20 protein-coding genes and 1 tRNA gene are annotated in these 19,297 nt (G+C 68.4%); 7 read left to right on the top strand and 14 right to left on the bottom strand.

All coding sequences use genetic code 11. From position 1 onward, the window contains the following. From KXC42_RS22050 to KXC42_RS22040, 3 genes are all read left to right on the top strand, one after another. Positions 1-2,487, top strand: coding sequence for a glycoside hydrolase family 2 protein (locus KXC42_RS22050; RefSeq protein ID WP_219129591.1), 2,487 nt, complete (start codon positions 1-3; stop codon positions 2,485-2,487). Positions 2,488-2,652: 165 nt separating this feature from the next. Beyond that, entirely contained in the window at positions 2,653-2,817 is a 165-nt protein-coding gene (locus tag KXC42_RS22045; protein ID WP_169823814.1) for a hypothetical protein, read from the top strand. Positions 2,818-2,904: 87 nt separating this feature from the next. Beyond that, positions 2,905-3,939, top strand: coding sequence for an NADP-dependent oxidoreductase (locus KXC42_RS22040; RefSeq protein ID WP_024102335.1), 1,035 nt, complete (start codon positions 2,905-2,907; stop codon positions 3,937-3,939). Between the two features lie 34 nt (positions 3,940-3,973). Here the strand turns inward: KXC42_RS22040 and KXC42_RS22035 are convergent, their stop codons facing one another. The 5 genes from KXC42_RS22035 to pcaB form a co-directional block, all read right to left on the bottom strand. After that, entirely contained in the window at positions 3,974-4,408 is a 435-nt protein-coding gene (locus KXC42_RS22035; protein WP_174556246.1) for a hypothetical protein, read from the bottom strand. A gap of 66 nt (positions 4,409-4,474) precedes the next feature. Next, positions 4,475-5,686: an acetyl-CoA C-acetyltransferase gene (locus KXC42_RS22030; protein ID WP_219129590.1), complete on the bottom strand. Its 1,212-nt coding sequence runs from the start codon at positions 5,684-5,686 to the stop codon at positions 4,475-4,477. A gap of 22 nt (positions 5,687-5,708) precedes the next feature. After that, entirely contained in the window at positions 5,709-6,530 is an 822-nt protein-coding gene (locus tag KXC42_RS22025; RefSeq protein WP_219129589.1) for an IclR family transcriptional regulator C-terminal domain-containing protein, read from the bottom strand. Then, positions 6,527-7,699, bottom strand: coding sequence for a 3-oxoadipate enol-lactonase (gene pcaD, locus KXC42_RS22020; RefSeq protein ID WP_219129588.1), 1,173 nt, complete (start codon positions 7,697-7,699; stop codon positions 6,527-6,529). Before pcaD ends, KXC42_RS22025 begins: the two co-directional genes overlap by 4 nt. After that, on the bottom strand, positions 7,696-9,045 hold the full coding sequence (gene pcaB, locus KXC42_RS22015) for a 3-carboxy-cis,cis-muconate cycloisomerase (RefSeq protein ID WP_006553188.1): 1,350 nt from the start codon (positions 9,043-9,045) through the stop codon (positions 7,696-7,698). The genes pcaD and pcaB overlap by 4 nt, the downstream gene beginning before the upstream one ends. A 154-nt stretch (positions 9,046-9,199) precedes the next feature. Here pcaB and KXC42_RS22010 point away from each other — a divergent pair, with 154 nt between their 5' ends. Next, positions 9,200-9,946, top strand: coding sequence for a CoA transferase subunit A (locus tag KXC42_RS22010; RefSeq protein ID WP_064852563.1), 747 nt, complete (start codon positions 9,200-9,202; stop codon positions 9,944-9,946). After that, on the top strand, positions 9,943-10,590 hold the full coding sequence (locus tag KXC42_RS22005) for a CoA transferase subunit B (RefSeq protein WP_019288227.1): 648 nt from the start codon (positions 9,943-9,945) through the stop codon (positions 10,588-10,590). The genes KXC42_RS22010 and KXC42_RS22005 overlap by 4 nt, the downstream gene beginning before the upstream one ends. Positions 10,591-10,645: 55 nt before the next feature. On the opposite strand, the gene KXC42_RS22000 is transcribed toward KXC42_RS22005, so the two are convergent. The 9 genes from KXC42_RS22000 to KXC42_RS21960 all read right to left on the bottom strand — a co-directional run bounded on the left by KXC42_RS22000 (position 10,646) and on the right by KXC42_RS21960 (position 17,415). Next, a complete protein-coding gene (locus tag KXC42_RS22000; protein ID WP_019288228.1) occupies positions 10,646-11,776 on the bottom strand; it encodes an AI-2E family transporter in 1,131 nt (376 codons plus the stop codon). A gap of 130 nt (positions 11,777-11,906) precedes the next feature. Continuing rightward, a tRNA-Met gene (locus KXC42_RS21995) sits at positions 11,907-11,983 on the bottom strand. 148 nt (positions 11,984-12,131) lie between these two features. Next, entirely contained in the window at positions 12,132-12,962 is an 831-nt protein-coding gene (locus KXC42_RS21990; RefSeq protein ID WP_219129587.1) for an SDR family NAD(P)-dependent oxidoreductase, read from the bottom strand. Further along, a complete protein-coding gene (locus KXC42_RS21985; RefSeq protein WP_006553193.1) occupies positions 12,962-13,444 on the bottom strand; it encodes a nuclear transport factor 2 family protein in 483 nt (160 codons plus the stop codon). Before KXC42_RS21985 ends, KXC42_RS21990 begins: the two co-directional genes overlap by 1 nt. Positions 13,445-13,545: 101 nt before the next feature. Then, the gene (locus KXC42_RS21980; protein ID WP_006553194.1) at positions 13,546-14,166 is read right to left on the bottom strand and encodes an LON peptidase substrate-binding domain-containing protein; all 621 of its coding nucleotides are present in this window, start codon (positions 14,164-14,166) and stop codon (positions 13,546-13,548) included. Next, the gene (locus tag KXC42_RS21975) at positions 14,166-14,639 is read right to left on the bottom strand and encodes a DUF309 domain-containing protein (RefSeq protein ID WP_006553195.1); all 474 of its coding nucleotides are present in this window, start codon (positions 14,637-14,639) and stop codon (positions 14,166-14,168) included. Before KXC42_RS21975 ends, KXC42_RS21980 begins: the two co-directional genes overlap by 1 nt. A gap of 37 nt (positions 14,640-14,676) precedes the next feature. Then, positions 14,677-15,420 (bottom strand): ESX secretion-associated protein EspG, encoded by a 744-nt coding sequence (locus tag KXC42_RS21970; protein WP_200358890.1) that lies wholly within the window; start codon positions 15,418-15,420, stop codon positions 14,677-14,679. Between the two features lie 5 nt (positions 15,421-15,425). Further along, the gene (locus tag KXC42_RS21965; protein WP_219129586.1) at positions 15,426-16,709 is read right to left on the bottom strand and encodes a PPE domain-containing protein; all 1,284 of its coding nucleotides are present in this window, start codon (positions 16,707-16,709) and stop codon (positions 15,426-15,428) included. 103 nt (positions 16,710-16,812) lie between these two features. Beyond that, on the bottom strand, positions 16,813-17,415 hold the full coding sequence (locus tag KXC42_RS21960; protein WP_094979891.1) for a TetR/AcrR family transcriptional regulator: 603 nt from the start codon (positions 17,413-17,415) through the stop codon (positions 16,813-16,815). 292 nt (positions 17,416-17,707) lie between these two features. Here KXC42_RS21960 and KXC42_RS21955 point away from each other — a divergent pair, with 292 nt between their 5' ends. Further along, positions 17,708-18,469, top strand: coding sequence for an SDR family NAD(P)-dependent oxidoreductase (locus KXC42_RS21955; protein WP_024102324.1), 762 nt, complete (start codon positions 17,708-17,710; stop codon positions 18,467-18,469). Between the two features lie 32 nt (positions 18,470-18,501). After that, positions 18,502-19,260 carry a 3-oxoacyl-ACP reductase FabG gene (gene fabG / locus KXC42_RS21950; protein ID WP_006554714.1) on the top strand — a complete coding sequence of 253 codons (759 nt, stop codon included), beginning with the start codon at positions 18,502-18,504 and terminating at the stop codon, positions 19,258-19,260. Positions 19,261-19,297 lie beyond the last annotated feature (37 nt).

The following is a 19,297-nucleotide window of genomic DNA, read 5'->3' as shown; positions in this document are numbered from 1 at the left end:
ATGGATCTCCTGCACGATGCGCGATGGCGTTGTCTCCGTGCCGCTCCCGGGGCAGTCGAGCACCCCGGTGACTTTCCGGCGGACGGTCCTTGGCTGCCGGTCCGTATACCCGGGACGGCGGCAGGCGCGATCCGGGAATCCGAGGGAGTCGCGGCGGCCAGGGTGTCGTCTCCCGACAGCGACGACTGGTGGTTCGTCACCGACGTCGAGGTGTCCGGCGACGGACCGTGGCGTCTGACCTTCGACGGGCTCGCGACACTCGCGGACGTGTGGGTCGACGGCACACTCGTCGCGACGTCGGAATCGATGTTCGTGCCGCTGACCGTCGTCCTCGGCTACCTGCCGTCGACGATGCGGATCGCGGTCCGGTGCGCCTCGCTCGACGCTGCTCTCCGCAAGCGTCGGCCACGCGGACGGTGGCGTTCGTCGCTCGTGTCGGCCCAAGGATTGCGGTGGTTCCGCACCACCATGCTCGGGCGAGCCCCGGTGTACGCGGGGGCTCCGGCGCCGGTCGGTCCGTGGCGTCCCGTGCGTCTCGTCGATTCCGGTGAGCCCGTTGTGCTGGAACGTGGGATACGGACAGCTCTGCGGGGATCCGACGGGATCGTCGACGCCGATCTCGTGCTGGCAGGCACCGCCGTCCCCGAGGTGACTGTGGAGATCGGAGGGGCGACGGTGCACGTCCGACCCGAATACGGGCCGGACGGGACAGCACGCGTGCACATGCAGGTGACGCTCCCCGAGGTGGAACGGTGGTGGCCGCACACCTACGGCGCCCCCCACCTGTACGCCGCACATCTGATTTTGGATGGGAAACGAATCACGCTGGGGAACATCGGATTCCGGTCGGTCGAGCGCTCACCGGGCGACGGGTTCGGCTTACGGATCAATGACGTCGACGTCTTCTGCCGCGGCCTGGTGTGGACACCGACCGATCCGATCTCGCTGAACGACCCGAGCGCAACCCGGCGCATCCTCGAACGCTGCGTGTCGGCGGGCGTGGACACGATCCGCATCCCCGGCACGATGGTCTACGAGGACGACGAGTTCTACTCGGCGTGTGCGGAACTGGGCATCATGGTGTGGCAGGACGTCATGCTCGCCACCACCGACCCGCCCGACGACCCGCACTTCCGCTCGCTGCTCGAGGACGAGATCCGTGCGCTGGCGCGCCGATGGGGCGGGAACCCGGCACCCGTGGTGATGTGTGGGGGCAGCGAGACCGAGCAGCAACCTGCCATGCTCGGACTGATGGAGGCATCCATCCCGGCGATCGACGACTGGTTGCCCGCAATCGTCGACCGTGAGCTACCGGGCACGGTGTGGGTGTCGTCGTCACCATCCGCGCCCCCGCGCAGCGACGTACTGCCGATCGCAGTGGGTTCGGGTGTGGCGCACTACTTCGGTGTCGGGGGTTACCGCCGTCCCCTCGGCGACGTGCGTGCCGCCGGCGTGCGCTTCGCCGCCGAATGCCTCGCGTTCTCGATTCCGCCTTCCGACATGGCGATCGAGGCCGAGTTCGGCAGTGTGAATGTCGCGGGTCACCATCCACGATGGAAGGCGGCTGTGCCGCGCGACAACGGGGCGTCGTGGGACTTCGAGGACGTGCGAGACCACTATGTGCGCACGATCTTCGGGGTCGACCCCGCCGAGGTGCGGTGGGTGGACCCCACGCGATATCTCGCGCTCGGACGGGCAGCGATCTGCGAAGCGTTCACCGAGGTACTGCAGTACTGGCGACGATCCGGATCAGGATGTCGCGGTGCCCTGATCCTGTCCGCCCGCGACCTGCAGCCGGGTGCCGGGTGGGGCGTGCTCGACGCCGACGGGAACCCGAAGGCGCCGTGGTGGGTCCTGGCACGGGTGTTCGCCCCCGTCACCGTGCTCCTCACCGACGACGGGCTCGACGGCCTGCGCGTGGACGCGATCAACGACACCGCCGAGATCCTCGACGTCACGCTGCAGTTGCAGGCCCATACGCCCTCCGGTGCGGTACCGGTGGACGTGTCGGTGCCGCTGCGTCTCGAACCGCACGAGACCCGGGTGTTCTCGTGGGCCGCGGTGACGGGCGGTTTCACCGATGTCAATTTTGCGTATCGATTCGGGCCGCGCACTTTCGACACGGCGACCGCCCGACTGGTCGACCACACCGGCGCAGTGTTGGCGGAGTCGGTGTATCTCGTGGGTGGTCCGGCACGTCCCGTCGAGCGCGGGATCGGTCTCGCGGCGACCGCTCGACCCGTCCCGGACGGGTGGAGTGTGGAGGTGCGGACCGAGGGTGCGGCACAGTACGTGCATCTCGACATCACCGGCGGTGACCTGCAGGATTCCTGGTTCCACCTGCCGCCCGGAGGTACTCGCACGATCGCCGTGCGGGCCTGCGTTCCGGCCGCGACGTTGAGCGGCTGGGTGGGGGCATCGAACTCGGCCACGAGTGTGCCGATCCGGGTGCTTCCGACCTCCGAGGGCAACGAGGTCGACGGGTAACCCCCTGGGGCTGCAGGCGGGGGCGGTGTGCGGCGCGCCGAAATCGACAGGTGCATATCGGGCATCGACGGGGTATATGTATTTCCCAAGGGGTCGCTCACCCGATTTGCACCTTCTGCACGGTGCCGGTGGCCACCTCTCCCCGCCTTCCGAGAGGAGATCGACATGGCGATCCGCTCCACGTCACAGATGGGTGCTTCGCGCACCGCTTCGTCCACTCGCCGTCCTGTCCGGGTCGAGCAGGACGGACCGTCCTTCACCGAGGTCATCCACTCGCAGCTGTTCTCGAACTACCAGGTGCCGCGCGGCGAGGTGCAGCACAGCGCCTGATCGGGACCACCTCAGGCGCGGCATCGTGCCTGCCGGGGTGCTCCCGCGCGGCGTTTAGGACGCCAGCGCGTGCGGCACACTGTCGGCATGAGTGAAGCCACGACGAGTCAGAGCACCCGCATCGTTCTCGCATCGCGCCCGGAGGGGGCGCCCACCGCCGACAACTTCCGTCTCGAGACGGTGGATCTGCCCGAGGTCGGCGACGGCCAGATCCTCCTGCGCGTCGTCTACCTGTCCCTCGACCCGTACATGCGCGGTCGGATGAGCACAGCGAAGTCGTATGCCGCGCACGTCGAACTCGGGGACGTGATGGTCGCCGGAACGGTGGGCCAGGTCGTCGAATCGCGGTACGACGGCCTCGAGCCGGGCGACTACGTGCTGGCCGGAGCCGGCTGGCAGTCGCATGCCGTCCTCGACGGCTCCACCGTTCGTAAGCTCGATCCGCAGGCCGCACCGATCTCCACCGCTGTGGGAGTCCTCGGAATGCCCGGCTTCACAGCCTATTCCGGGCTCCTGAAGATCGGGCAGCCGAAGAAGGGTGAGACCGTCGTCGTCGCTGCCGCCACCGGGCCCGTGGGATCGGCGGTGGGGCAGATCGCGAAGCTGAAGGGCGCCCGCGCGGTCGGTATCGCCGGCGGCCCGGAGAAGTGCCGCGCACTGATCGACGAGTTCGGTTTCGACGCGGCGATCGACCACCGCGACCCGAACTTCGCCGACAAGCTGGCGGAGGCGGTGCCCGACGGTATCGACGTGTACTTCGAGAACGTCGGCGGCCCCGTCCAGGAGGCGGTGTGGCCGCTGCTCAACACCTATGCGCGAATCCCGGTGTGCGGTCTGGTCGCGCAGTACAACGGTGCTGACCTCAACCGCAAGGACCGTCTTCCGGGACTGTTCAACTCGATCCTCACCAAGAGCCTCACGATCCGCGGCTTCATCCAGAGCGAGTTCGTGAAGGAGATGTACGGCGACTTCCTGCGTGAAGCCTCGGCATGGGTCCGCGACGGAAAGCTCCAGTATCGCGAGGACATCGTCGACGGACTCGAGAACGCCCCGGAGGCGTTCATCGGCATGCTCGAAGGAAAGAACTTCGGGAAGATGCTCGTGCGGGTCGCGCCGGAGTAACGGGCACCAGGTCCGCCCTCCGGCGCCGGCCGCGTCAGCGTCGGGGGGTTCCGGTGGACCACAGGGCCCACAGGACGAGCACGGGCTGGAAGAACAAGCGGATCAGGCGCTTACGGTCGGTGTCGAGACCGAAGGCGCTGCGCTTGCCGAGATACTGGGCGATGTTGCCCGGGAAGACGGCGGCGAAGAACAGTGCGGCCAGGCGGCCGACACGGACGCGGTCGCGGTTCGCCACGGCGAGTCCGGCGCCGAGCATGATCTCGACACCGCCGGACGCCATGACCACGCCGTCCTTGTCCATCGGCACCCAGTCGGGCACCTGCGCCTGGAAGTCCTTGCGGGCCCAGAAGAGATGGCTCAGTCCGGCGAAGACGAGTGAGGCGGCCAGCAGATAACGCGCGAGGGTCCGGGCTCGTGTCGTGGGCGGAGCAGGGGCTTCGGTCGGGGGAGTTATCTGAACTTCGCTCATGATCACGAGCGTACGGACTGTACGGTGCTCGCGACGGGGATCGCGTCGCGAGCACCGTAGGTCACGTCAGGCGATGCGTTCGAATACAGCGGCGAGCCCCTGGCCGCCGCCGATGCACATCGTCTCGAGTCCGTAGCGACCCTCACGACGATCGAGTTCGCGCAGCAGGGTGGCGAGGATGCGTCCGCCGGTCGCGCCCACCGGATGTCCGAGGGAGATGCCGGAGCCGTTGGGATTCAGGCGCGAGTCGTCGGCCTCGATGCCCCACGAGCGGGTGACGGCCAGGGCCTGTGCGGCGAACGCCTCGTTGAGTTCGATGACGTCCATGTCGGCGAGCGTCAGTCCGAGGCGGCCGAGCGCCTTCTCGCTGGCGGGCACCGGGCCGATGCCCATGGTGCGCGGCGGCACACCGGCCACCGCCCAGCTTGCGAGGCGGGCCAGCGGACGCAGACCCAGCGCCGCGGCCTTCTCTGTGGTGGTGACGATCGCGAGGGCGGCACCGTCGTTCTGGCCGCTGGCGTTGCCGGCGGTGACGGTGGACTCGGGGTCGATCTTGCCGCGGATCGGGCGCAGCTTGGCGAGGGTCTCCATCGAGGTGTCGGCGCGGGGGTGCTCGTCGGTGTCGACGACGAGCGGATCGCCCTTGCGCTGCGGCACGCTCACGGACACGATCTCCTGCGCGAACACACCGTTCTTCTGCGCGGCGACGGCCCGCTGGTGCGACTGCACGGCCAGGGCGTCCTGGTCCTCACGGCTGATGGAGAACTCGGCGCGCAGGTTCTCGGCGGTCTCGATCATGCCGCCGGGCACAGGGAAGTCGCGTCCGCCGGCGGTGACGCGGGCACGGGCCAGGCGATCGGACAGAGCGACGGCTTCGCCCTTGACGCCCCAGCGCATGCCGGTGGCGTAGAACTCGGCCTGGCTCATCGATTCGGCGCCGCCGGCGAGGATCAGATCGCTCGCGCCGGTCTGCACCTGCATGACGGCCTGCACGATCGCCTGCAGACCCGAGCCGCAGCGACGGTCGACCTGCAGGCCCGGAACGTCCACCCCGAGGCCGGCGTTGAGGGCGGCGACGCGGCCGAGGGCGGGGGCCTCACCGTTGGGGGATGCCTGGCCGAGGAAGACGTCGTCGATGTCGGAACCGGCGATACCGGTGCGGGCGACGAGTTCGCGGATGACGGTGGCCGCGAGATCCTCGGGGGCGATGTCCTTCAGGACGCCGCCGAACCTACCTACCGGGGTGCGCAGGGGTTCGCAGATCACTACGTCGGTCATGATGTACCTCGATCGGGGTTGTTCACTGGTGGGTCTGGGTGCGGGCGAGATCGGTGGAGATCGCTCCGGCGGTGGCGAGCAACGCCGGGACGAGCTCGTCGTGCACGGTCTCCATCCGGTAGCGGGCCGCGTGGGTCGACAGGTTCACCGACGCCACAACGGTTCCCGACGCATCGCGGATGGGCGCGGCGAGCGAGCGCAGGCCCTCCTCGAGTTCCTGGTCGACGATGCAGTATCCGTTGCGTCGTACCGTGGCGATCTCGGCGCGCAATTCCTCGGCGGTGGTGACGGTGTTGCCGGTGATGGGAGCGAATTCGGCGCGCGAGAGGTAGGCGTCGAGTTCGTCGTCGTTCAAACCGGCGAGCAGTACCCGTCCCATGGAGGTCGCGTAGGCGGGGAAACGGGTGCCGAGGGTGATGGTGACGGTCATGATGCGGCTGACGGGAACTCGTGCGACGTAGACGACGTCGGTGCCGTCGAGCACCGACACCGAGGTCGATTCCTTGACTTTCTCGGCGAGCGCCTCGAGATGGGGTCGCGCGACCTCCGGCAGCGTCAGTGCCGACAGGTAGCTGTAGCCGAGTTCGAGCACCCGTGGGGTGAGCCAGAACTGGGATCCGTCGGTGCGGACGTAACCGAGTTCGATGAGAGTCAACAGGAATCGGCGCGCAGTAGCGCGGGTGAGTCCGGTCGCGCGGGCGACGTCGGAGAGCGACTGCCGCTGGGCGTGCGCACCGAAGGCCTTGATGACCGACAGGCCACGTGCCAGCGACTGCACGTAATCGGGCGACGCCCCGGGGTTCTCGCGAACGACCTCGGGGGCGGTGACGTCGGGAGTGCTCACGAGCCCGCACCTCCCTCGGTGTCGGCGAGTGCCTGCTTGCCGAGCGCGAATGCCCGGTTGCTGTTGGGGGCACCCGCGTAGACTGCGGTGTGCAGAAAGACCTCGACGAGGTCGTCGGGATCGATCCCGGCGCGCAGGGCTGCACGGATGTGCATGTCGAGTTCGTGCTCGTTGCCGACCGCGGTGAGGATCGCGAGGGTCAACAGCCGGCGGGTGCGGTGGTCCAGACCCGGACGCGCCCAGATGTCTCCCCACGCGGTGCGGGTGATGAAATCCTGGAAGGGCCGGGTGAATTCGGTGGCCGACTCGATGGACCGGTCGACGTGTGCGTCACCGAGGACGGATCGGCGCACCCGCAGACCCTCCTCGAACGCCGCGGTGCGGTGTGCGGCGGACGGCGTGACGCGCGACGAGATGTGCTCGCGGATCAGCTTCGTGACCCGTCCTGCCTGCTCCACGTTGGCGAGGTGTGCGCCGGGGGAGAGGACGTGGAAGGTGGAGTCGGCGATTCCGTCGGCCAGTTGCTGCATCGTCGACGGCGGGGTGGCGGGGTCCTGCTCACCGGCGATCACCAGGGTGGGCGCGACGATCCGGGCGAGGTCGGGACGGCCGTCCCAGGTCGCCAGTGCCTCGCAGCACGCGGCGTAGCCCTCGTCGGTGGTGCCCTTCACCATCTCGACGTGGCGGGCGACGAGCTCCGGATCGTGTTCGGCCAGTTCGGGAGTGAACCACCGCGAGACGATCGAATCGGCGATCGAGGCCAGGCCGTCGTTGCGGACCGATGCCGCCCGGTCGTACCAGGGCTGGGCGGGCTGGAAGGCCGGCGAGGTGCACAGCAGCGTCAGCGTGCGCACGCGCTCGGGGTGATGCGCCGCGAGCCACTGCCCGACGGCACCGCCGAGCGACAGTCCGACGTAGTGCACGGCGCCGAGTTCGAGCGAGTCGAGCAGGGCGACGACGTCACCGGCGAGTTCCTCGATCGTGTAGGGACCGGACGGCGCGGGCGATGCGCCGTGCCCGCGATGGTCGGCCGCGACGACGTTCCAGTCGGTCGCCAGGGCGTGGATCTGCGGTCCCCACATCGACAGGTCCGAACCCAGCGAACCGAGGAACAGGACGGTCGGCTTCGTGGGGTCGCCGTACTGTTCGTAGTTGAGCGTGACGGTCATCGGGCATCTCCTGTGGTTCGGTTCGTGCTGTCGTGACGGGCGAGAACGCGATCGACGATGTCTGCGGCATGGCCGAGATAGCGCGTGGGATCGAGAAGTTCGCGCACGTCCTGCGGGTCGAGATGTGCGGTGATGGCGGGATCCTCGTCGAGCGACCTACCGGCGACCGCCGCATCGGTGACGATCGAGCGGGCGTCGTCGGTGTGTTCGGCGAGTGCGGCCGTGACCTTCTCGGCGAGGATCGCCCCTCCGGTGAGCGCGAGATTGCGGTCGAGCGCGTCGGTGTGGACGTGCAGACCGTTCAGGCTCGTCGAGAGTTGGTGCGCGGCACCGCCGGTGAGGCGCAGGATGTCGGCGAGGGTCTCCCATTCGGCGTGCCAGGCGCCGGCGGCCCGCTGGAACTCGTGGTCGGTCGACGACAGGATCGTCGAGACGAGACCGGGAACGCGCCGGGCAGCGGCGCGCGCGGTGATCGCCGCGACGGGATTGCGCTTGTGCGGCATGGCCGACGAACCGCCGGGCGCATCCTCGCTCACCTCACCGAACTCGGTGCTCGCCATGAGTACGACGTCGGTGGCGGGTTTCGCGACCGCGCCCGCGGCGACACCGAGTGTGCCCGCGAGGGTCGTGACGGGGGTGCGGGCGGTGTGCCACGGCGCGACGGGACGCGCGAGCCCGAGCAGGTCGGCGACCGCGTCGGCGAACGCGAAACCGTCGGGATGGACGGCGGCGAGCGTGCCGGCGGCTCCGCCGTACTGGGCGGGTAGGGCGGACAACACGCGGTCGAGTGCGCCGGCGGCGTCGTCGAGGGACAGGAGCCAGCCGGCGGCGAGCGCGCCGAAGGTGGTCGGCAGTGCCTGCTGGCCGAGCGTGCGCGCGACCATCGGTGTCTCGCGATGGGTGGCAGCGAGGCGGGCTGCGCCGTCGGCTGCGGAGCGCAGGTTCGCCAGGGCGATCCCTCCTGCGCGGCGGGCGAGCAGCATCAGCGCGGTGTCGAGCACGTCCTGGCTGGTCGCGCCGACGTGCACGGCGCGAGCAGGGGCGTCGGCGCGCTCGCGTAGCAGGGAGACCAGGGGGATGACGGCGTTGCCCCCCGCCGCGGACCGTCGACCGAGGTCGGCGGGATCGAGTTCTTCGGCGAGCGAGGCCGCGGCTGTCGCGACGGCGTCGGCGTGGGTGTTCTTGACACGGCCGAGTGCGGCGGCCGCGCGGGTCAGCGCGACCTCCACGTCGAGCAGGGCACCGATCCACGCGCGATCCGACAGGGCGACGCCGAGTTCGTCCGCGCCGAAGACGGGATCGAACAGCGGACCCCGATATCCGGGGTCGGGGGATGAGGGGGACACGGACCTCCGATCCGAAACGTTCGCTATGTGGACGGATGGACGCTATGCGAACAGGCTAGTGCGGCCGTTCTGCGCTTGCAACGATCCTACGCGAATTTGTTCGCATTGCGGACGGGAGTTCACATGACGTACACCTGAGGGTATCGTGGCACACATGGACAAAGTCGTTGCCTCCGCCGCCGAGGCCGTAGCCGACATCCCCGACGGCGTCACGCTCGCTGTCGGAGGGTTCGGTCTGGTCGGCATCCCCGAGATCCTCATCAACGCGTTGCTCGATCAGGGCGCCACCGACCTCGAGACCGTCAGCAACAACTGCGGTACCGACGGCTTCGGGCTCGGCCTGCTGCTCGAGAAGGGCCGCATCCGCCGCACCATCTCGTCGTACGTCGGCTCCAACAAGGAGTTCGCGCGCCAGTACCTCGCCGGTGAACTCGAAGTCGAACTCACTCCGCAGGGCACGCTCGCCGAGCGCCTGCGCGCCGGTGGTGCGGGCATCCCCGCCTTCTTCACCCCGGCAGGCGTCGGAACTGCCGTCGAGGAAGGCGGACTCCCGCTGCGCTACGACGGTCACGGCGGCATCGCCCTCGCGTCGCAGCCGAAGGAGACCCGGGAGTTCGACGGCGAAACCTACGTGCTCGAACGCGGCATCGTCGCCGATTACGCGCTCGTGCACGCCTGGAAGGGCGACCGCCACGGCAACCTCGTCTACCGAGCAAGCGCCCGCAACTTCAACCCGCCGGCCGCCGCCTCGGGTCGCATCACGATCGCGCAGGTCGAGCACCTCGTCGAACCCGGCGAACTCGACCCCAACGAAATCCACACGCCCGGCATCCACGTGCAGCGTGTCGTACACGTCGGCCCCGTCGAGGTCGGCATCGAGAACCGGACGGTGCGCTCATGACACAGGCAACGAAGAAGGGGCTGACCCGCGAGGAAATGGCGGCACGCGTCGCCAAGGAACTCGAGGACGGCCAATACGTCAACCTCGGAATCGGCATGCCCACCCTCGTGCCGAACTACCTCGAATCCGGCGTCGAGGTCATCCTGCACTCGGAGAACGGTGTGCTCGGCGTCGGCCCGTACCCGACCGAGGACGAACTCGACCCCGAGCTCATCAACGCCGGCAAGGAGACGATCACCGCGATCCCCGGCGCGTCGTACTTCGACTCGGCGCAGTCGTTCGGCATGATCCGCGGCGGCCAGATCGACGTCGCCGTCCTCGGCGCGATGCAGGTCTCCGCCAAGGGCGACATCGCCAACTGGATGGTGCCCGGTGCGATGGTCAAGGGCATGGGCGGCGCGATGGACCTCGTCCACGGCGCCAAGCGCGTCATCGTGATGATGGATCACGTCACCAAGAAGGGCGACCCGAAGATCCTCGAGGAGTGCGTCCTGCCGCTCACCGGTCGTGGATGCGTGCAGCGCATCATCACCGACCTCGCGGTCATCGACGTCACCGACGAGGGACTGAAGCTCGTCGAGACGGCACCCGGCGTGACCACCGAGGACGTCGTCGCTGCGACGGCGGCGAAGCTGATCGTCTGATCGGACGACGACGGGGCCGGGCGCGAGAAGATCTCACGCCCGGCCCTCTCGTCTCTCAGTCGTAGTCGTCGTTGTCTGCCGTGAGCTCCGGGGCGTCGGGTTCCGGTTCCTCTCCACCCACCTCCGGGATCAGTTCGTAGCGGTGCCCGAACGACTCGGCCAGCGCCTGCAGGATCGCCACCACCGGCACGGACACCAGAGCCCCCACCGGGCCGAACAGGGTGGCGCCGACGATCACCGAACCGAACGCCACCGCCGGGTGGATCGACACCGTGCGGGCCGTGATGCGCGGGTGCAGCACATAGTTCTCGATCTGCTGGTAGACCGTGCCGAAGGCGATCACCCACACGCCGTCGAGCGGTTGCTGCACCGCGGCGATGAGCGCGGGGAGCCCGATCGCGAGATAGGTGCCGAGGGTGGGGATGAACTGCGAGACCACCCCGGTCCAGATCGCGAGGGGCAGCCAGTACGGAACCCCGATGATGAGGAAGAAGATTCCGGTGAAGATCGACGCCGCGGCGGCGAGGATCAACCGGGAGACGACATAGCCGCCGGCCTTCTCCACCGAGGTCTCCCACACGTTCGCGATCAGCTGCTGCTGCCGGGCCGGGAACCAGCTCGCGATCGTCCGGCGCATCTTCGGCCCCTCGGCCGACATGTAGAAGACGAACAGCAGCATCGTCAGGATCTGGAACAGGGCACCGACCAGAGTGCTGAGGACGCCGAGGACACCGGGCGTGAACCGTTGCGCCAGATCGCGAACCGTATCGGGCGTGATCTTGAACAGCTCGTCCCCGGTCTTGAAGTTGGTGTCGAAGGTGCGGTTCGCCCAATCGGTGATGCGTGTGAGCGCATCCGGAAGTGTGGTGAGCAACTGGGCGATCTGGTCGAACAGGAGCGTGCCGAACACCGCGAAGAACCCGATGGTGAGTGCGATCAGGGAGAACAGCACGAGGCCGGTGCCGGCACCGCGACGCATCCCGAACCGTTCGAGGCGGTCGACGATCGGTTCGATGGTGATGCTGAACAACCACGCCAGGAACAGCAGGCCGAGGAAACCCTTCAGATTGTGGAAGAGCCAGCCCGACATCTGATAGAAGGCGACGGCCAGCAGAACACCGACGATCGTGGGCCGGAGCCAGCGGGGAGTTCGTGGTCGATCGGCGACGGTTGCGCGCTTGGCCATCACACCCTCCCGCTCTGCAGAGACTCTGCCGCGAAATCTACTCGGTGAGCGCGGCCGGGGGAGCCGTACCGAGGCCGAGGAGCATTCACAAAAGAACCGGCCCGGACTCGTGTGAGTCCGGGCCGGTCGGTGGTAGCGGGGACAGGATTCGAACCTGCGACCTCTGGGTTATGAGCCCAGCGAGCTACCGAGCTGCTCCACCCCGCGTTGCATGTCCAACCATACACGACTTCCGAGGGTGCTCCGACCACCCCTCGTCCGGGCCGCCGAATCGAGGGGGAGGTTGTGTGCGACTTCCGCGGTTCCGACGCACACAACCTCCCCTGGCTTCGCCTCCCGACAGCCGCGGTCGTCGTCAGAACAACGGCCCGCCCCCGAAGATGTCCCGGTGTGAATCGGGTTGGTTGCCTTCGGCGTCCACGATGCCGTAGTCGAGTGCGGTTTCGGCGGTGATGAGGGTGCGACCGCTGCGCGCGTTCACCTCGGGGTCGGCCGCGAGCGCGACGATCACCCGTCCGATGAACTCCGGTGTCTCGGCGTTGGCCAGCGAGAAGCCCTCGAAGTTGTCGATGCCGCGGGCGAGCATGGCCTCGTTCTTCACCAGCCCCGGCCACAGCGACAGGGTGGTCACCCCGGTGCCGCGGAGTTCGACGGCCATATCGGCGGCCATCTTGTCCAGGCCCGCCTTCGACATGCCGTACAGCACCGAATGCAGGTAGCCGCGGGTGCCGAACGACGAGATGTTGACGATCATCCCGCTGTTGCGCGGCACCATCAGCTGCGCGGCTTCGGCGGAGGCGACGTAGTGCGCGCGGAGACCCACGCCGATCAGGCTGTCCCAGTCGCTGATCGGGCGCTTCCAGAACGGTTCCGAGAAACCCGCGAATCCCGGCGGTGACGCCCACACGTTGTTGACGAGCAGGTCGAGCCGGGAATCCTGCTCGTCGGCGATCCGGCCGAACAGTTCGTGGATCTGCGCGTCGTCGCGGTGGTCGCACTGCACCGCGATGCCGTACCCGCCGCGTTCGGTGACCTCCGCCGCGGTGCGGTCGAGTGGTCCGTCGACGCCGACGAGGCCGCGGGCGGTGACGTAGACGGTCCAGCCGTCGGAGCCGAGCGCGCACGCGATGCCCTTGCCGACGCTGCGACTCGCGCCGGTGACCAGCGCGACCTTTGTTTCTGTCATCACTGCACCACTTCCACGTCGTCGGTGAGAGCCCGCTGGATCGACCACAGCACCTTCACGTGGCAGCGGGAGATCTTCCATTCGCCGTTCTCGACCACGTAGTCGTCGTCGTAGTCGAGCGCGGTGACCCGTTCGGTGCGCGCACGCAGATCCACCTGCCGAAATCGCAGCGTCCAGGCGCCGGTCGCGGTGTCGGACCCGGTCAGGTGGATGCTCGGATGCATGCCGTGATGCATGTCGAGCACGACGTAGCGGTCGTCGACCCGTTCCAGAGCGATCCGGGAGTAGATGTCGACCAGGGCGTCGGCATCGTCGAAGCTGCCCAGCGCCGGTCCGTAGTAGATGTCGGCGCCGTGCGCGACGAAGCATGCACGCATCGCCTCCGGGTCCTTGGCGTCGCACGCCCGGAAGTAGCGATGCTTGAGCATCCTGATCTCTTCGAGGGCTTCGAGTCGGGCCAACCGTTGTTCGACGGTGTCCATCGGGTGCCTTCCGGTCGGGGACGAACGGCGTCCCGGACTCTAGCCCGCTACCGCGAGACCGGCGGAGCGATGTTCCCACTCACCGGGTGGGCGCACGCGTCTCAGCCCTTCAGCTTCCATTCCGCGAGATCGACTGCGGTAGAGATCGCTTCGAGCAGCACGGCCATACGTTCGGCCGGACCCGGTGCGGCGAGAACCGCGTACCGGTCCGCTTCGCCCATCGGTACGTACCGGGCGAGCGCGAACAGTCGCGCCCCGGGATCCTCCGGTAGTTCGGTGGTGGCGGGAGGCAACGGAGCACGGCCACCCGTGAGGCGGTCGAGCACCCCGTACAACCGGCCCATCGGTCCGGTGATCGCGGCGAAATCCACCGGCCCCGAATCGGTGTCGGGCCAGGGCTCCACCTCGGCGATGGGGTAGGGATCGTCGGGCAACCATCGGGTGACGCGAATGCGTTCCTCTGCAATGCATTCGAGTTCGCGGCGACCTGCACCGACGTCGGTGTCGACCATGATCCGCGCGACGGTGCCGACGTCGTGTCGCTGCTCGCCTCCGCCCACCTCGTGTCCCCGGGCGATGAGGACGACTCCGAAGCGGGGGCCGTCCGGCGATGCCGTGCAGTCCTGGACGAGTTGCTGGTATCTCGGCTCGAAGATGCGCAACGGCAGGTCGGACCCGGGAAGCAGCGCGGTGCCGAGCGGGAACATGGGCAGTGTCGGCATCAGGGCATCCTCAGGCGCGGGGTCGGGGGAGCGGGGATCGGTTCGTCGCGAGCGATCTCGGTGAGCAGATGATCGGCCCAACTCGCCAGGCCGTCGATGTCGAGCCGGTACGGCGGTTCGTCCTCGTAGTGCCGCACCCGCGCCTGTCCCTGCTTCAACAGTGACTCCGCGCCGGTGGGGTTTCCCCGGAGCAGGTGGGTCAGCCCCACGGCGAGCTGGGCGAGGCCCTGCCACAGGGGACGTTCCTCGGGTGGTGCCTTCTTCCACATTGCCTCGAAGACCTCGTGGGCATGGAACGGAAAACCGTGGTCGAGGAGACGCTGACCTTCGGCGATGGTCTCCTCGACATCCAGATCGAGGTCTTCGGGAACACGTTCGACGCCTTCTTCGCCCGGCGGCAACGGACGCCCCAGGGCGTCGCGCGGACGCGCGTTCTGCGGCCTGCCGTCGGGTGTGCGGTCCCGGTCCGTCATGTCGCCAGCCTAGACGAACGGCCGCTTCGGGAAGGGATCACTGGCGTCGCAGAACGCCGCTCCGACCCTCGTGCGAGGGCCTGCGCATCCGGGACAGTTGCGCCGACAGTTCCCGGACGAAAGCGTCGACGGTGCCCGGTGCGACGCGGAGGTCGGGACCGGGGACGAAGAGATACCGGCCGTCGCCCACGACGTCGAACCAGCCGATGTCGGCGACGGGTGTGTACCCCGGATTCGAGTACCGCAGGATGCGGATGCTGCCGGTGGCCGAGCGTTCGCGACGCAGCAACCGGCGCAACGACTCTGCGTGCGTGCCACCCGCCGGACGACGGACAGCGCCGAATTCGGACGGCTCGAGCACATCCCGGCTCGGCGCGGTGCGTGCCGGTTCGCGGCCCGGCGCCACGACCGGCAGGTGTCCGACGATCGCACCCGCGAGATCGGTGGTCGTGGTGATGCGGATGTCGCCCGCGGCGGGAGCCTGGCGGGCGAGGACGGCCTGCTCGTCGGTCGCGGCGGCGCGGACGAAGACCTCGCAGCTCGGATCGGTGGAGCGGCCGTAGACCTCCACCGCGACCTCCCCGATCAGCAGGATCCGCATCGCGTCGTCCAGGGCAGGGTCGGGTGTCTCGTGCAGCCACGTGCGGGCGGCCTGCATGTTTGCGGCGTGCTCGTCCTCCCATATCGCCGAGGTGCGATAGCGCAGGGGGAAGGGGAACTCGTCGCCACCCGCAGCGGTCCACGACGCCAGGAATCGATCGGGTGTCAGATACCGGTCCACAGCGCTCAGGCCCCCAGAACCGGCGGAGCGGTGTCGGGCAGCGACCCGATCAGTTCGTTCCCGTTCTCGCCGGTGACGAGATAACCGGCCGCGCGTTTGTCCTGCTCGTCGCCGCGGGACGAGGCCGGCGGGATCATTCCCGGCATCATGCCGAACGGACGGGCGCCGGCACCCCGCGCTGCGGCGGCACCGGGCCCACCGGCGACACCACCGGCGGGCGCAGCTCCGGCGACGAGCGGAGCGGGACCCGCCGCGGGCGATGCGCCCGCAGAGCCGACACCCCCGGCGCCCGGTAGGCCACCGCCGACACCTCCGCCCGACCCGGAGGGCGGCGAACCGTACGACTGACCGGTCGGGCTCGCGGAGTTGCCGCCCGCGGCCGGGGAGGTGGATGCAGGAGTGGTCGCTGCGGACTCGTTCGAACCCACGCCACCTGCCGAATCGGTACCTTCCGCCCGGCCGTCCGTGCCTTCACCGGACGGCGGTGCGTCCGTACGGTTCTCCGCTTCCGTGGCGGGCTGCCCACCCGGACGTTCTCCGTCCCCGCCCGGGATTCCCGTCGGGTCGCCGGTGGTCCGGGCGCCGCCGACACCTGGTGTGCCGTAACCCTGGGGAACGAATGCCTCCGTGGCGCGACTCGTCGTGGCGGCATACGGGGAGGGCAGGACCGGAACCGCCGTGCCGGAATCGCGGTAGTACGGCTTGTAGAGGGCTTCCATCACCCGCACGGCCTGGGCGCGAACGGCTTCCTCCTGGCGGGCGGCAGCAGCACCTGCGACGGGATCGAGCGCGTGCAGCACCGACGACGTAATCACCGTGGGTGGAGGCACGGACGCTCGCACCCGTTCGCCGACGTCGGCGGCAATACGGAGTTTCTCGGACGTCGCGCGTGCGGCATCGGACAACTGTTGTGCGGATTCGCCGAATCGCACCGTCGCGCCCATCGCGGCGTCGGCCGCCGGACCCTCCCAGTGTTGGCCGATGAGCTTGCGGATCATCAGCGTTCCCCACGCGACGGTGAGGCTGAAACCCTTTCCGAGTTCGGCCCATTCGGTGGCCAGGGTGGTCATCGCGACGGGATTGATGCTCTGGGCGAGCCGGTGGATGTCGGCATGCTCCATGCCGTGGAAGTTCTCGAATGCTGCGATGTATTCGGGATCGACTCCCGCGTCGATGCGCGCGGCCAGCGCGTCGTAATTGGACTGCCGGCGGGCGACGGAGTCGGGGGCTGGGGCGTCGACCCCGAGCGACACCAGTAGTCGGTCGACGACGTTGTCATTCGTGGACATGGACGACAGCTCCCCCTCGATGCTCTCGCGTCTCGAGGAGCCGACGGCGGCGCGATATCCCCCTGCCCACGTAGATCCCCCCGATCCGATGGTGGCGACGATGCTAACGCACGGCACCGACCAGACGCAGGGCAAGATCGGCATACAGGTCGCTGATCGTCGCGGCGTCGTCGTAGCGGCCCGAGGGATACCAACGGCACACGTCGACGCAGAGCGACATCAGGGCGAGAGTGACACCTTCGGCATCCGGGAGGGTGAACTCGCCCGAGACGTGGCCGGCGTCCACGACACCCCGCACGACCTGCGTGGTCTGCCGTCGTAGTCCGACGATCGTGCGGTAGTGCTCGCGGTCGAGCGCGGCCAGCTCGTACTGGATGACCCGGCTCCATCGGTGGTTCTCCGCCTGCCAGGCGGCGAAGCGGCCGATGACGGAGGCGAGCCGAACGGACGGCTCGGCATCGGGGCGGTCAGCGTTCTCGACGACCTGCAGAGCGAGGGCGTGTCCCTCGTAGGCGATGGCGAAGAGTAGCTCCTCCTTGGACGCGTAGTGCGGATACATCGCGGCGGGACTCATGCCGAGTCGCGCCGCGATCCGGCGCGTCGTGGTGCCGCCGTAGCCGTGCTCCGCGAACTCGTCTATCGCGGCCGTGCGGATGCGAGCCGCGGCCTTGGATCCGCCGACGACGTCGTCCCATGCATCACTCACGAGAGCGCTTCCGTTCTGTCCGGTTGGTGTTGACAAGCCCGCTACGGCATCGCACGATAAGCGAGCGCTTAGAAATAAGCCAGTGCTTATCGACTTGGTAACGGTGGGTGCGACGCGGGGTCCTCTCCGCGCTGCAACGCCCGCGGCAACATAGGATCCGCCGAAGAGAAGAATAGGAACTGGCTCTGAAAGGCAGTGCTGTCCAATCAAATTGGATACAGGCTGTTTGGTGGATGAGAAGGCGGTCGGCTATACAGTTCCTGTAGGCCCCGTCACAGCGAGGAGATGACGTATGTCCGTGCTCGACCGCTTCCGTCTCGACGGCCGCGTTGCCATCGTCACCGGTGCCTCTTCGGGCCTCGGTGTCGCATTCACCCGAGGGCTGGCCGAGGCAGGGGCCGACGTCGTGCTCGCCGCACGCCGCCTCGACCGTCTCGAGGAGACCGCCGCGCTGGTCCGGGAGGCCGGACGGCAGGCCGTCACGGTCGAGACCGACATCGCCGATCCCGAACAGGCGCAGCGCATGGTCGATCATGCGGTCGAGCAACTCGGCCGGGTGGACATCCTCATCAACAATGCCGGTATCGGCACCGCCGTGCCCGCCACCAAGGAGACCCCCGAGCAGTTCCGGCAGGTCATCGACATCAACCTGAACGGATCCTATTGGGCGGCACAGGCCGTCGGCCGTGTGATGCAGCCCGGTAGCTCGATCGTCAACATCTCGTCGGTTCTCGGTCTCACCACGGCAGGCCTGCCGCAGGCCGCGTACTCGGCCAGTAAGGCGGGCGTCATCGGCCTCACGCGCGACCTCGCGCAGCAGTGGGGAGCACGCAAGGGAATCCGCGTCAACGCCATCGCACCCGGCTTCTTCCGGACGGAGATGACGGACGAATACCAGCCCGGATACCTCGACTCGATGAAGCAGCGAATCATCCTCGGCCGGACCGGCGATTCCGAGGAGATCGCGGCCACCGCAGTCTGGCTGGCATCCGACGCCGCCGCCTACGTCACCGGTCAGACCATCGCCGTGGACGGCGGACTCACCATCACCTGACGGCACCACCCATCCCCCAACGGAGGAACGCTATGAGCACACAGCCCCGCACTGCCATCGTCACCGGAGCCGCACGCGGCATCGGCGCAGCCGTAGCGAAGCGGCTCGCCGGCGACGGCTACCGGGTCGCCGTCCTCGACCTCGACGAATCCGCCTGCAAGGACACCGTTTCGGCTATCGAGTCCGCCGGTGGCAAGGCACTCGCCGTGGGCGCCGACGTCTCCGACGAGAAGTCCGTCGCCGCTGCCGTCGAGAAGGTCGCCACCGAACTCGGCGAGCCCACCGTCCTGATCAACAACGCCGGCATCACGCGCGACAACCTGCTGTTCAAGATGACGGTCGAGGACTGGGACGCCGTCATGAACGTGCACCTGCGTGGCGCCTTCCTCATGACGCGTGCCGTCCAGAGCTACATGGTCGACGCCAAGTTCGGTCGCATCGTCAACCTCTCGAGCACCTCGGCCCTCGGCAACCGCGGCCAGGTCAACTACTCCGCTGCCAAGGCCGGCATGCAGGGCTTCACTAAGACCCTCGCGATCGAGCTGGGCAAGTTCGGTGTCACCGCCAACGCCATCGCGCCGGGCTTCATCGCCACCGAGATGACCGCCGCGACCGCCGAGCGTCTCGGCCTGTCGTTCGACGACTTCAAGTCGAACATCGCGGCCGACATCCCGGTCGGCCGTATCGGCGAGGTCGACGACATCGCCCACACCGCATCGTTCCTTGCGTCCGAGGGCGCGGGCTTCGTGTCCGGTCAGGTCATCTACGTGGCCGGTGGCCCGAAGGCCTGATCCCCTTCCGTACGACCGCGGCGCCGCGTCCCATCCG

It is taken from the genome of Rhodococcus sp. LW-XY12 (assembly GCF_019317345.1).
Taxonomy (GTDB): domain Bacteria; phylum Actinomycetota; class Actinomycetes; order Mycobacteriales; family Mycobacteriaceae; genus Rhodococcus; species Rhodococcus pyridinivorans.
Note: the sequence above shows the minus strand (reverse complement) of the source record. Positions and strands in the feature narration are given on the sequence as shown.

What these genes read in the sequence shown, in the direction of transcription:
- KXC42_RS22005 (WP_019288227.1), top strand. Translation starts at nt 9,943, where the DNA reads ATGACACAGGCAACGAAGAAGGGGCTGACCCGCGAGGAAATGGCGGCA.
- KXC42_RS21965 (WP_219129586.1), bottom strand. Translation starts at nt 16,709, where the DNA reads ATGTCCACGAATGACAACGTCGTCGACCGACTACTGGTGTCGCTCGGG.
- KXC42_RS22045 (WP_169823814.1), top strand. Translation starts at nt 2,653, where the DNA reads ATGGCGATCCGCTCCACGTCACAGATGGGTGCTTCGCGCACCGCTTCG.
- KXC42_RS22040 (WP_024102335.1), top strand. Translation starts at nt 2,905, where the DNA reads ATGAGTGAAGCCACGACGAGTCAGAGCACCCGCATCGTTCTCGCATCG.
- pcaD (WP_219129588.1), bottom strand. Translation starts at nt 7,699, where the DNA reads ATGACCGTCACGCTCAACTACGAACAGTACGGCGACCCCACGAAGCCG.
- fabG (WP_006554714.1), top strand. Translation starts at nt 18,502, where the DNA reads ATGAGCACACAGCCCCGCACTGCCATCGTCACCGGAGCCGCACGCGGC.
- KXC42_RS21980 (WP_006553194.1), bottom strand. Translation starts at nt 14,166, where the DNA reads ATGCCGACACTGCCCATGTTCCCGCTCGGCACCGCGCTGCTTCCCGGG.
- KXC42_RS21985 (WP_006553193.1), bottom strand. Translation starts at nt 13,444, where the DNA reads ATGGACACCGTCGAACAACGGTTGGCCCGACTCGAAGCCCTCGAAGAG.
- KXC42_RS22035 (WP_174556246.1), bottom strand. Translation starts at nt 4,408, where the DNA reads ATGAGCGAAGTTCAGATAACTCCCCCGACCGAAGCCCCTGCTCCGCCC.
- KXC42_RS22000 (WP_019288228.1), bottom strand. Translation starts at nt 11,776, where the DNA reads ATGGCCAAGCGCGCAACCGTCGCCGATCGACCACGAACTCCCCGCTGG.
- KXC42_RS21955 (WP_024102324.1), top strand. Translation starts at nt 17,708, where the DNA reads ATGTCCGTGCTCGACCGCTTCCGTCTCGACGGCCGCGTTGCCATCGTC.
- KXC42_RS22050 (WP_219129591.1), top strand. Translation starts at nt 1, where the DNA reads ATGGATCTCCTGCACGATGCGCGATGGCGTTGTCTCCGTGCCGCTCCC.
- KXC42_RS21975 (WP_006553195.1), bottom strand. Translation starts at nt 14,639, where the DNA reads ATGACGGACCGGGACCGCACACCCGACGGCAGGCCGCAGAACGCGCGT.
- KXC42_RS22010 (WP_064852563.1), top strand. Translation starts at nt 9,200, where the DNA reads ATGGACAAAGTCGTTGCCTCCGCCGCCGAGGCCGTAGCCGACATCCCC.
- KXC42_RS21990 (WP_219129587.1), bottom strand. Translation starts at nt 12,962, where the DNA reads ATGACAGAAACAAAGGTCGCGCTGGTCACCGGCGCGAGTCGCAGCGTC.
- KXC42_RS22030 (WP_219129590.1), bottom strand. Translation starts at nt 5,686, where the DNA reads ATGACCGACGTAGTGATCTGCGAACCCCTGCGCACCCCGGTAGGTAGG.